General features: G+C 43.0%; 12 protein-coding genes and 2 rRNA genes. 2 read left to right on the forward strand and 12 right to left on the reverse strand.

What is annotated here, in order from left to right; genetic code table 11:
• The 3 genes from BUA14_RS26930 to motA form a co-directional block, all read right to left on the reverse strand.
• A 16S ribosomal RNA gene (locus BUA14_RS26930) occupies positions 1–255 on the reverse strand; the annotation flags it as partial.
• A gap of 350 nt (positions 256–605) precedes the next feature.
• Complete coding sequence (locus tag BUA14_RS26935; RefSeq protein WP_072775407.1) at positions 606–1,400, reverse strand: flagellar motor protein MotB; 795 nt, start codon at positions 1,398–1,400, stop codon at positions 606–608.
• Positions 1,387–2,178 carry a flagellar motor stator protein MotA gene (gene motA / locus BUA14_RS26940; RefSeq protein WP_072775408.1) on the reverse strand — a complete coding sequence of 264 codons (792 nt, stop codon included), beginning with the start codon at positions 2,176–2,178 and terminating at the stop codon, positions 1,387–1,389. Before motA ends, BUA14_RS26935 begins: the two co-directional genes overlap by 14 nt.
• Before the next feature lie 253 nt (positions 2,179–2,431).
• On the opposite strand from motA, the gene BUA14_RS26945 reads away from it, so the two are divergent.
• Complete coding sequence (locus BUA14_RS26945; RefSeq protein ID WP_072775409.1) at positions 2,432–3,235, forward strand: MBL fold metallo-hydrolase; 804 nt, start codon at positions 2,432–2,434, stop codon at positions 3,233–3,235.
• 25 nt (positions 3,236–3,260) lie between these two features.
• Here the strand turns inward: BUA14_RS26945 and BUA14_RS26950 are convergent, their stop codons facing one another.
• The 3 genes from BUA14_RS26950 to BUA14_RS26960 form a co-directional block, all read right to left on the reverse strand.
• Positions 3,261–3,761 carry a hypothetical protein gene (locus BUA14_RS26950; RefSeq protein ID WP_072775410.1) on the reverse strand — a complete coding sequence of 167 codons (501 nt, stop codon included), beginning with the start codon at positions 3,759–3,761 and terminating at the stop codon, positions 3,261–3,263.
• Positions 3,762–3,982: 221 nt separating this feature from the next.
• Positions 3,983–4,975: an iron-siderophore ABC transporter substrate-binding protein gene (locus BUA14_RS26955; RefSeq protein WP_072775411.1), complete on the reverse strand. Its 993-nt coding sequence runs from the start codon at positions 4,973–4,975 to the stop codon at positions 3,983–3,985.
• A gap of 109 nt (positions 4,976–5,084) precedes the next feature.
• Positions 5,085–5,906: a helix-turn-helix domain-containing protein gene (locus BUA14_RS26960; protein ID WP_072775417.1), complete on the reverse strand. Its 822-nt coding sequence runs from the start codon at positions 5,904–5,906 to the stop codon at positions 5,085–5,087.
• A gap of 843 nt (positions 5,907–6,749) precedes the next feature.
• Between BUA14_RS26960 and BUA14_RS26965 the strand changes: the two genes are divergently transcribed.
• A complete protein-coding gene (locus tag BUA14_RS26965) occupies positions 6,750–7,652 on the forward strand; it encodes a LysR family transcriptional regulator (RefSeq protein WP_072775412.1) in 903 nt (300 codons plus the stop codon).
• Between the two features lie 6 nt (positions 7,653–7,658).
• Here the strand turns inward: BUA14_RS26965 and BUA14_RS26970 are convergent, their stop codons facing one another.
• The 6 genes from BUA14_RS26970 to rrf form a co-directional block, all read right to left on the reverse strand.
• Entirely contained in the window at positions 7,659–8,150 is a 492-nt protein-coding gene (locus BUA14_RS26970; RefSeq protein WP_072775413.1) for a YeeE/YedE thiosulfate transporter family protein, read from the reverse strand.
• A gap of 13 nt (positions 8,151–8,163) precedes the next feature.
• Complete coding sequence (locus tag BUA14_RS26975; protein ID WP_072775414.1) at positions 8,164–8,394, reverse strand: sulfurtransferase TusA family protein; 231 nt, start codon at positions 8,392–8,394, stop codon at positions 8,164–8,166.
• A gap of 3 nt (positions 8,395–8,397) precedes the next feature.
• Complete coding sequence (locus BUA14_RS26980; RefSeq protein WP_072775415.1) at positions 8,398–9,021, reverse strand: YeeE/YedE thiosulfate transporter family protein; 624 nt, start codon at positions 9,019–9,021, stop codon at positions 8,398–8,400.
• Between the two features lie 211 nt (positions 9,022–9,232).
• Positions 9,233–10,036: a cytochrome c3 family protein gene (locus tag BUA14_RS26985; RefSeq protein WP_072775416.1), complete on the reverse strand. Its 804-nt coding sequence runs from the start codon at positions 10,034–10,036 to the stop codon at positions 9,233–9,235.
• A 582-nt stretch (positions 10,037–10,618) separates the two neighbouring features.
• A complete protein-coding gene (locus BUA14_RS26990; protein ID WP_242954788.1) occupies positions 10,619–11,320 on the reverse strand; it encodes a Rossmann-like domain-containing protein in 702 nt (233 codons plus the stop codon).
• Positions 11,321–12,100: 780 nt separating this feature from the next.
• Positions 12,101–12,217 (reverse strand): 5S ribosomal RNA (gene rrf, locus BUA14_RS26995).
• Between the last annotated feature and the right edge of the window lie 183 nt (positions 12,218–12,400).

Here is a 12,400-nt window from a genome sequence, read left to right on the forward strand (position 1 = left end):
CGCGGATCCATCTACTAACGATAGCATCTTCAGAGGCCATCTTTCCTTACTCCTTGATGCCAAGATGTAAGCTTATCCGGTATTAGCCCTCGTTTCCAAGGGTTGTCCCGGTCTACTAGGTAGGTTATCCACGCGTTACTCACCCGTCCGCCACTAAGAACTCTTTAAGCAAGCTTATTGAGTTCTCCGTTCGACTTGCATGTGTTAGGCACGCCGCCAGCGTTCGTCCTGAGCCAGGATCAAACTCTCCATAAAATTTATGAAGAACATTTGATTGCTCAAATTTCTTACTCTCATTTGACGAGTCATTGGCTGTTCCTTGTTGTTTAGTTTTCAAAGACCATTTTTGTTTTTGCTACTCGCGGTAGCGGAACTTTATTCTAGCAGATTGATTTTCGTTTGTCAATCACTTTTTTCTAAAGTTTCTAACTGATACTTCAGAAGTATGTTCAGAATGTTTTCCGTTCCTGCGATGCTTTATTATACTATCACTTGATTGAGTTGGTGTCAACATTAATTTCGACAAAATATTTAAGTTGTTAATCGTCCCCGATGGACTCAATTACTATAGCGTCGCAGAGAGCAGATTCCTTCGGAATCAGTCTTTACTGTGCACTGCTAAAGATGCTCGTAGGTTGTCCAAAATTCCTTAATATGTTGACCTCAACACGGCGATTCTTAGCCCTGCCTTCTTCGGTCGTATTGGCAGCAATCGGTTGGAATTCCCCATAACCAATCGACCTAAACCTCGACTGATCAAGTCCATCAGACTGCAGTAAATACTTCATGAAGTTTAAAGAGCGTCGAGAACTCAAATCCCAATTGGTGGGAAACTCGGTTGTATTAATGGGAAGGTTATCCGTATGACCTGCTACTTCTACATTATAATCAGGATACTGCCTTAAAATATCCGATATAATATAGGCTAACTTTTGAGCCTCAGTCTTTACTAAAGCGGAGCCTGAGTCGAAGAGTGCATAATCTCGAATGCTGATCATCAGCATTTCTTCTGTGATCCGAGTCTCAAGCTGTGCACTCAAATTGTTTTCTTTAATATACTGATCGATTTTTGCCTTCATGTCACCCATATCACGATCTTCCCGAGCACGGGCAGCAGCTAATAGACTATCTGTCTCAGTGGTTACGGGATCGTTGTTTTTACCCATATTATCATCGGTAATATCAATATTCAGCTCACTTGTAGATTCAAAGACACTTGTTCCCCCAGTAAATGCACTGTTAAAGCCAGCCATAATACGCTCATATTTTTTTTGGTCGATTTGCCCGGCAGCAAATAGGATGATAAAGAGGGCCAGCAATAGGGTTAAAATATCTGAATAAGGCACCAACCAGGTTTCATCCATGTGGTCCTCATGGTGCTCTTTCTTATGCTTTTTCATTACCCATCTCCTCAGTTAATTCTCTTCGCTCTGCTGCGGAGAGATAGGCAAAAAGTTTATTATGAATTGCATTGACATTGTCCCCCGCTTGAATCGACAAAATTCCCTCAAGCATCATTCTCTTTATTTCTGCTTCCCTTCTTGAGAAAAGCTTCAGTTTGTTAGCCATGGGATGCCACAGAACATACCCCGTAAAAATACCCAACAAGGTGGCGACGAAAGCAGCTGAAATCAGATGTCCAAGGGCTTCTACCTCATTTAAATTGCTCAAGGCAGAAATCAATCCCACCACAGCACCCAGTACCCCTAGGGTTGGTGCATAGGTTCCCATTTGGGTAAAGACAAGAGCCCCATCCCGGTGCCTTTCCTCCATAGCCGAAATATCCTCGAAGAGAACATCGCGGATGAACTCGGCATCATTTCCATCGATAGCCATGCCCATCCCTTTTTTAAGAAAATCATCATTGATTTCTTCCAATCGGTTTTCCAGGGAGAGTATGCCTTCCCGGCGGCTGACCGTCGTCCATTCGGCAAATTGCTTGACAAGTTCCTTCTTGGATATTAATTGTTGTTTCATAAACAAGATCTTAAAAAGCTTGGGCACTCTTTTAAGGTCCTCCATAGGAAAGCCAATAAAAATTGTTGCTATAGTGCCAACGATAATAATCAAAATAGCTGCCGGGTTAATGAGAGCCGTAAGGCTGGCTCCTTTTAGAATCATTCCGACGCCTACAGCGATAAAACCCAAAAGTAATCCAATCAGTGTAGATAACTCCATACTTTTCTCCCTTTTTATAGCCCTTTTTATATCTTTTTCGATATTCAATATTCGCGGTAAACTCAATATTTCCTGCCGTAATTTTAAATGAATCCTAATTTATAAAAGTCTTTTTTCCTATGAGTCATAGGTCTTTCTTCCTATTTTATGACTCAAACTTTGAATACCCAGCACTTTTTTAGACTTTCTATAGGATAAATACCCTCTTAAACCGAACTATATGATCATCCTGAATCAAATGAGGTACAAATCAATGAAAAATCTTATCGTTCTCGGGACTGGGCACGCCGTTGTAACTCAATGTTATAATACCTGTTTTGCCTTAACAGATGATGATGATTATATCCTCATCGATGGCGGCGGGGGAAACGGAATTCTCTCTCAACTACAAAAAGCTAACATTCCCTATGACAAGATTCATCATGCCTTCGTAAGTCATTGCCATACAGATCATCTCCTGGGTATGGTTTGGGTCATTCGTATGATAGGGAGTGCCATGGCTGCCGGAAAATATGAAGGAGATTTTAAGCTTTATTGCCATGATGAATTAGCTTCTGCTCTTCATTCTCTGGTTAAAATCACTATGGACAAGCAAATTATTGATTTAATCAGCCGGCAAATTCATATTATTTCGGTAGCCGATGGACAGCAGGAAGAGCTGCTGGGTCATACCTTTACCTTCTTCGATCTTCATTCTGCCAAAGCTAAACAATTTGGTTTTAAAATTGGCTTAGACGGTGATAAAAAACTGGCTTTTATAGGGGATGAACCCTATCATCCGCTGTGTCAAAAATATGTCGAGAACAGCGATTGGCTCCTCTGTGAGGCTTTTTGTCTTTATGCAGAACGTGAACTCTTCAAACCTTATGAAAAAAACCACAGTACAGTAAAGGATTCCTGTCAACTGGCCACCCTGCTCAATATTAAGAATCTCATCCTCTGGCATACGGAAGATAAGAATATTGAGAAACGTAAAGCATTATATACAGCTGAAGGCAAACAATATTATAAAGGTAATCTTTTTATCCCTGACGACTTTGATATCATAGCGCTTTAAAACTCTCTATATACATAAGCCTCGTTCAATGTCCCTGATAAAATCTCCATTTTTCATACACATCCAGCAGATAGAAAAAAGTTCCATCCAACCACTTTGTATAATTTTCTTTATCTCCTGGCTCTGACTGGAAGACATTGATACCCTTGCCTACAGCATTTCTCGTCATCTCAACACAATCTATGATAAATGCTAATTCTAAAATGCTTAAACCAATGATGTAGCCCTCCTCCGTCTGGAGCTTAAGGACTTCATACTGAATTCTATCCAGCAGGTTATTTACGGTCTCAAAATCCCTTTGGGGTTGCCCACCTTCATCGGGGGCTTCCTCTACTTCGATCATAAAGTATTCCCGGCCCAGTCGCATGCAGTATATGATCATTTCGGCATCCTCTTGAGTTAACCGCAACTTTCCCTGAAAATCATTTTCAAGCGGGTTCTCTGCAGAAGGAATAACCCTTTGAAGTTCACGTTTTTCCTTATATTGCTGAAAATCAATGACATTGTTGTTTTTACTCGACGACAATCTTTTCTCTCCCTCCACATCATTTAAACAAATACAGCTTAATTGTACCATTTATAAAAAAGAAATATGCAGGAACTATTATTATACCGTTAAATACTAGAATTGACGATAGTCCCCTATGGCAGTACCTATAACAAAAAAGATAGCATACTCTTAGGTAAGCTATCTTTTATCCGTCCACAGCTCGCCTTCTCTCAGCTGCAGAATAGTTCACTATGGACTTAATTGGAGATAATCTGTATTAGTTTTTCTGCCGTAAGTTTTGTCGCCAGAGGCCCAAAGGTGTTCAAGGAATCATCAAAGTAAACAACTTGTCCTTTCTTAACTGCCTCCATAGCTTGCCAAACAGAGGAAGCTTCCAGTGTCTTGACAAAAGCTTGGGAGGTTGTGATAAAATCCTGAAAAATAATATAGTCGGGATTCATCTCCGCTACAGCCTCTAAGGATAAGGTCTCATAGTCATCAGGATAGCCTTCCGGTTTGGCAATACCAAAAGTATCATAGTAATCTTTGTCACCCCGGGTAACAAAGGCTTTGCCACCATCGGTCCGGAATATGGCAATGGTCTTATCCTGATGCTGACTCAACTTTTCTTTTGCTGACTGAACGCTGTCCTCGATTTCCTTAATAAGTTTTTGAGCATCGGCTTTTTTATTCACAATTTCTGCGCAGGCCAGGATTTGTTCTTGCCAAGGAGCACTGAAATCCACTAAGATGACTGGAGCTATCTGCTCCAGCTGTTCATAAATCTTGTCTAGATTACCCTGTCCTTTAAAAGTCACAATAACATCCGGATTGGCTCCTAAGATAGCTTCTAAATTCAGATCCCGGGCACTGCCTAAGTCAATAATTTCCGCGGTTCCCACATAAGGCTTTAGAGTTTCCCATTCTCCCAAGGCTTTCATGGCATCTCCCGTAGATGCACCGGCAGAGGCGATGGGCGGCGTTCCTAAGGCCAGGAAATACTCCAAATAAAGGGAATGAAGAATGGCAATTCTTTGTGGTTGTTCAGTTAAAGTAATTTCTTTCCCTGTTGCGTCCACAATGGTCCTTGGCCATGCAGCCTCTTCCGCTCCACTACCACCGGCCCCTGGTGTCTTCTCGGCTTGAGCAGCCGGGGTATTGATATTGCTTCCCGTTGCGCTAGTGCTGCAACCCGCCAATAGTCCTGCTAAAAGTGCCAGTGAGACGATCATCCCCATTATTCTTTTCATTTTCTTTCCTTCCTCCAATGTACAACAGGATTTAGGTTAGCTTAAGCTAACCATTAAGATTAGTATAGCAAATCCTTTTTTTCATGGGAATGGAATTATCTTAAAGCACTTATGGATTATTCCTGAATTTCTCTCGGAATTCGCTGGGGGACATTTTAAAACGCTTTCTGAAGCTCCGGCTGAAATAGAGCGGATCGGAATATCCGACGCTTTTAGCAACTTCCGATACAGGTGCACCAATGGTCGTTAATAATTCCTTAGCACGATTCAGGCGACAAGCTATCAGATAATCCCCGGGACCCATCCCCGCATACTTACTAAAAACATAGAATAAACGGTTCTCTGTGACCTCATTCTGTTCTGCCAAACCACGCACCGTCAGCGAATCCATAAAGTGATCCTGGATGTAAGAGGATACCTGTTCGAACAAAGCCTGAGCACCATGATTGGTTTGGTTGCGAGCGCACACAAAAACCTCCTCCAGTACACAGCGAAACAGATTTTCCGTCTGAAAAGCGGGTATTGAGCCAGGCTGATTAAAAGTTCCGCATAGGCGCCCTAATAACTCTTGCAAGCGGGGGCTCTTTCCCGGTGTAAGCTCAAAGTGAACCTCCGGAAGGCAAATTCCTTTCGTTTCTGGAGTACGAATATCATATAGCACGGAGATGTACTCCCACTTCGTATCTCCCAGGACCTGCTTATCCAGGCTCATACCGGCTCCACCATGAACCACCTTGCCGATACTTGCCGTATAGGGTGTACCGTCAAATCGATATTGGGCTTTCCCACCCACCGGGAAAATAAACCCTGGAAAAGGGGCTGCTTTTTGCCATCCGGCTGTCCCCGGCTCGATCTTATAATTATAGACTCCTTCCACTCGTATGGAGATATTAGTAAATTGCTCCACAAGCTCATTAAGTTCAAATTCCATTTTTACACCACCCTTCAAGCCTTATCCTCCAGGAGGCCTCTACCCGTTACTTGACTCCTATTCCTATGACCTCTGCAACCAGAAGGTCCATACTCATTATTGCTATTTAAATATGAAAGAGTTTTGAGAAGATCGATAAGCCCTTGTTAGCCATCGCTAACTAAGCTTATTATAGCTATAGCTGCTTCTTTTTTCAATATAAGAACAAAGTGCCTGCCACAGCAAAACAGTCCCGCTTCATAAACAAAGCTAATTTAATCACGCAAAAGCGGTATAATCAGCAGAAAAAGAAGTCACAGAATAAAGAGACTCTCGTTCTTTATCAGCGACTTCTTTAATTACCAGGAATATAACACTTCTAATTTAACGTCAGTATTACAAGAAGAACACACACCCAAGACTAACAGCCATTGTAACTACGCAAAGTCCAACTAGGAAGGCAATCGATTTGGGGGATAATTTCGAACTATCACTCATATCATAATCCTCCTCTCTTTGTCTCCAATTGTTGAGGCTTTTTTGCGGCAGCTTGTTTAGCGATTATTACTACTTTCACTTAAAGTATACTATACTCACTCTTTCAGCTCCACCCAAAAAATCCTATTTTTTCTTTAAATTTTCTACAATATCACTATATTTGACAGGTAGACCTCCAATTTGACAGATTAACCTACAATATGACCGAAAACATTACAAATAGTGCAAATCATTGCAAGTGCTTATATCCGTATAAAGAATTTTTATACTTAATAATTCTTTCATTATGATGTAACATTAAGGTAGGTGCCTTGTTGCTAAAAAGTCTCGCGAATCACAACGAAACACTTGAGAGAAGGTGAGCATTTGGACACTTACCAGTTGAAAATTTTCATCGCTGTATCTAAATTTCAAAGCATTTCTAAGGCTGCTAAAGTCATGCATTTAAGCCAGCCCGCGGTGAGTACACATATAAAAAATTTAGAAGAGTATTACAGGGGTCCCTTATTTGAACGGACACAGCAAGGCGTTTCTCTTACGAAAGCAGGGCAGGTCTTCTATACCTATGCCCAACGGATCTTGACAATTCAAGAAGAGATGGAACAGCAATTGGAAATTACCATGCAACATGAGAATAATCAAATTATTGTGGGCGCAAGTACAACGATTGGCAATGTTTCCCTTCCTTGTTCAATCTACTTGTTTAAAGAAGAATATCCCGAAGTAAATATTCGGCTCGAAATTGCCAATGCCGAAGAAATACTGCGTAAAGTCAAAGCAGAGCAAGTGGATTTTGGTGTGGTGGAAATACTTCCTGAAATGCCAGGAATCAGTACCCATCATGTTACTTCAGATGAATTGGTATTGATTGTTCCCCCAGCTCACCCCGCTCCAACCGATAAAATTACTTTAAAGGAATTCTTAAGTCAGCCATTAATTATGCGTGAACCTGGATCGGGGACTCACAAAGTGCTGGCTCAATTCCTTGAAGCTCAAGGTTATACTTTTAAAGAGCTTAATATAATTACTGAAATGACCACCATAGATGCCATTAAGTCTGCCGTGCAAGCAGGGATGGGGGGAGCTGTCGTACCTCGTTTATCCGTAAAAAAGGAGGTTTATCAAGGCTCTCTTAGGGCCCTTACGATTATGGATTTGGATATGCCCTTGAATTATAATATTATTAAGTTCGAACATCATTATTTGTCTTCTAAAACCAGACAATTAATCAAATTTCTCACGGATCCGGAAGAACGTTTTCTATGTTAATATCGGTTACAACAAAAACCGCACTAAAAGTTTCGCTCCCAGCCAAGCCCCCATAAACACTGCAACAGCGAAAATCCATCCTGACAGCGAACTTGAAGCAATACCATTGAGTACCAAGCCAATATTGCATCCGTAGGCAACACGAGCCCCATAGCCCATAAGAATTCCGCCGATTAACGCAGAAATCGCAAATTTTTTATCCTTAATCGGATGAAAACGTGCCTGGGAAGCAGCGAGTGTCGCCCAAAAAGCTCCCAGAATCACGCCCAGGTTTAAATATGTTCCATCAGATAATAACAATTGCTTAAGGTTAATATCTATATTACTAACTAAGCCGATCTTTGAACCCATCCATACAGACCATTCCTCAATGTTTGTAGTAATCCCCCAAGGCCTTTTTCTGATTACCAAAACCAGCATATTTAAAATGGCCAATACCGCCGCACCAACCCAATAAGCCCAAGGTCCCTTATAAATAATCTCCAGTTTTTTTCCCATAAGACTCTCCCTTTTAGTTATGTCCTTTGGTTATCTCCAGTCTCCATATCCCATTGGAAACTTCACTTTCTTCGATTTCATGCCCATGTTCCCGTGCCCAGAGAACAATAGCCCTGCTCGTACAACTATGATCCGTTTCCAATACCAACCGATCCCCGCATGCCATTTCTTTTAATTTACGCTGTGTTTTGATTATAGGTATCGGGCACATTTCACCCCATATATCTAAAGTATAGGTTATCATGGCTCAGCCAACTCCCTTTTGCTTTTTCTGCCACCAGCGAATGACTTCCCATAAAAGGAATAAGGTTAACAGCTGGATAAGCACAGCGGGAACCCACCCCACGATATCCGGAAGGGATATCCCCGGAAATTCCTGAAAAATCGAAAGCCAATACGGTAAGGAGTATTTACCCCAAAATGCTCCAAGAAATAGCCCAAGCAGAGCAATCATTTGCATGGCGAAACCTTCACCAACCCGCATGAGAGTACCGGAAGCACAGCCGCCGGCCAAAACCATCCCCGTTCCAAAAAGAAGGCCCCCGATGAAGGTATGGACACCAAAAGGAGTTACATACAGATTTAACTGGAGATTAAATATATTGGATAAATAAAACACCATTGCAAAACCGGGAATGCTGATTGCTAACAATAGTATTAACGCCTCTGTGAGTTTGGTCGTGCCAATTAACAAAGGATCGCGGAAAGCAGCTACAAAGCAAAACCGTGATTTTTGCAAGGTAAAACCAATAGCTAAACTTACTATGAAAATCAAAGCCAGCTGGATACTAACTTGAACCAATAGCAATAGTAACAATAGGATGAAAAACGAAAAACCTAAATTAAGTTTTTGTTGTGACTTTTTTAACATAATTACCTCTTTTGCACTAAATCCCCTCTAATTTAAGTCTAATGTTTTTTGAAAATTAGTCAATAAATTTATGCGTACCTAAGTCATAGACGTAAATATAGCTAACGGAGGCAGAATCTGCTGCCTCCGTTATTTATAATATAAGCCTTTGCTCTATAGAAAAAAGTCCTTGTCTGCTCCTCTATTTATAAGGGTTTATTCAAGAAGATTTTTATGGATGTCCTTGTAATTTGTCATCATGACATTGAGCACAATTCATTTTGCCTTGCTCGTTATCCAGCATACTTTTGGCTCCATTATGACAGGTTAGGCAACTCGTAAATTCTGATCCGGGACTATACGCCGGAACAAACTGTCCTTCTTTCCACTTGTTGAGAATCAATACAGCTTCGGCTGCAGTATCTCCTGAAACCTTAGCACAACGATCTGCTTTTTCATCAGAGTTAATTTTAGCGTTTGCTTCATTCGCCCAAAGGCTGACGGATACGTGGCATAGAGGAGAATTAGCTATTGTCGTAATCTGGTTAGGGAATTTTGCAATGCTATCCATTTTGGTGGATGGGAAGGGAAACATCGTATACCAACCCATTAGTTCATTGCCGACTTGATCGATATCCTTTCCGGCAACCAAATTCATAACAAGCAAGCTGCCATTTAGAGCCCCACATAATGTACCCCAGGATAATGCTCCGCCTTTACCATATTTAAACATATCCGTGGGAATCGTATTCCAGGGTCCGCCTACTTTTTCCTTAGCAGAGTCAACTAAGGCCTTTCCGGCGGCGTAGCAGCAGCCACCTTCAAAGTAGTTCTCATAAGCGCGTTTCCTTACCACTTCCGGGTCCAATGGTTCATAGATCCAGGGTACCGCTGGGGCTTCCGTATTGGTATTGGAAGTGGATGCAGTCGCAGGACTGGCCGCTTCTTTCACCCCACACCCGACTAAGGCTGCCCCGGCTGCAAAGGTAAGACCTGCCGTGATGAATTTTCTCCGAGACACAATTGAATTTGACATAAATACTCCTCCTTCTATTTGGAAAATCTTATATCTTGATCGGCCGGCTGAGACAGCTACTTAGGAATGATCCCCCGCACTAGGTTGAGGTTGAGCATTTGCAGGGCCGACTGTAGAGGCATGCCCGCACCAAATTTCAAGATACTGTATCTAACCTAGTAACTGGAGAATTGTCACGGTCTGGCCAGCCGTTTGGCTAGTATAGCAATAGACCATAATTATTAATTTCATTTTGTTAATTTTTATACAAACCTATTATAAGTGAATAATCCAAATCTGTGTTATAAGGCATTACTGCATTACTATATGCCTATCATATAATTTGATATCCTCCCACTCATTGAGTTGGTAATATAGATGATTGATACCGCGACGGCTACCTGCTCAATCCGTTATAGGCTGAGGCGACAAAAAACCACCTGCTATGCGGGTGGCAATAAAAAAGAGGCCTTCAATCAGCCTCAGAATAACAGCGGTCTTCCCTGAAGGAGCAGTTCCGCCACACTAATGAATTTCATCTTCTTTTACTTCCTTTGCCGACTTCATCATATTCTTGAAATCTGAACCATCCGGCAACCTTTTCTAAATATCCCGGTCCCAGGCCTCCCTCCCGCACATATGCCCAGAGGTTTTCATCCTCCAACACGGAACCGGCCAGAGTTCTATTCCTCTGGCAAATAGGCCCGGATACAAAGGGGTACTCGGCCCTACCATGATGACTTTAGCTTGCCTGCTTAATTCCAGCAACCGTGGCAGCGTTTTATTGATCAGTGTAGTCGAAGTGATAAAGACATAATCCTGTTCCGGTAAAACGTATTCACAGGCCGGGTCCGGCAGATCACCCTCCTGGGGACTGCGTTCCAGAATGGTCAGCCGGGGCCACTCCTTCAATTGCTCCAATCCCGGAAAATGCCCGATCACCGCCACTTTCTTTCCCCGCAACTGGGGGCGAAGAGCCACAAAGACACTCTCCCCGGCATGGGTATCCGTGCCCAGGCCGGAATAACGTTCAACTAATTCTCCAGTATTAAGCACCGAGTTAATAGCTGCCAAACCAATACCTGCCTCCAGCGTATTCCAAGACTTGATATATTCGGCCAGTTCTCTGACCCGCTTCCCCACCAGGGAGCCGCTTCCCCGGACAGAACCGGCCTCGCTGGCCATGACCATGGCCAGACCTGTAGCCCGGGATCGGACCATAATCCAACTCACCCCAACCAGACAGTCCTCTATACGCAGATCCGGATCAACCGCTTCAATCAGCTCATCATAAAGCTCCCACATCCTACTCGCTTCCTTTCATAATGGCTTGACATCCAACAATAAAAGACATGTACTTGATCGTAATATGAGACAATCACCCAATAGCAGATAATTTCTCGTAGATTGCGCAAGTATTTGCAATGATATCTCTCCTATGCAAAATACTTTAATCGCCTGCTATGATAATCTAAGCGAGTTTTCCAGTGCAACCTAGAAAAAACAGACCGTGGAGCTATTCAGGGGTTGTATCCAGGCAAAGGGGGCGGCATTGGTTGTAACGACCCCAAAGCTTCTTAGATACACCAGGTTTTTCCGCAAGGAAAAAAGCTAACCCCCCCCACCCGTGAGAATCCAAATTGTGCACTGGTGCAAAATTTGAACAAAGCAAAGGGACCATCATAATCGATGGCCCCCTGTACTACCTGGCAACACGAAAGGCGAATGAGCCTTTCACCACACCGCGTCCCGAGACGCACGCTCCCGCAGTGTGGATATTACTTTCCCAGGTAGGCGGCGCATTCGATATTTCTTTTCCCACAGCGCGCTCGCGTTCGGGATACGAAAGATGTAGTACATCATTTCGGCCAAGCCACACGGCCACATAAACCCGCTGCGTGGCGCCGGCGTACGGGTGGTACCGACCCCAAACCTTCTTGCACATACCTTGTTTTTTCCACAAGGAAAAAAGCTAACACCCCCACCCACGAGAACTTGAATGCTTGCCTCCAAATTACGCACTGGTGCGTAATTTGAACCAAAGCAAAAGAGACCATCACAATCGATGGTCTCTTTCTCTTACTTACCTGGCAACGACTTACTTTCCCAGGACCCTGCGGTCCAAGTATCATCAGCCCTGGAGGTCTTAACTTCCGTGTTCGGGATGGGAACGGGTGGGACCCCTCCGGTATAGTCACCAGATCCTTTGAAGTTTCAGTGTTCCTCTCGGAACTCTGTTCCCTCAAAACTGCACAGATCCTCTTCCACTGTAATTTAGTCTTTCATCGTCCTCACTGCAGATTTGAGCCCTTCAGTGAGTCCCTTTTCGTTGCGGGACCTTAGGTCAAGCCCTCGACCGATTAGTACCCGTCAGCTCCATACCTC

Origin of the sequence: Desulfitobacterium chlororespirans DSM 11544 (assembly GCF_900143285.1) — a bacterium.
GTDB lineage: Bacteria > Bacillota > Desulfitobacteriia > Desulfitobacteriales > Desulfitobacteriaceae > Desulfitobacterium > Desulfitobacterium chlororespirans.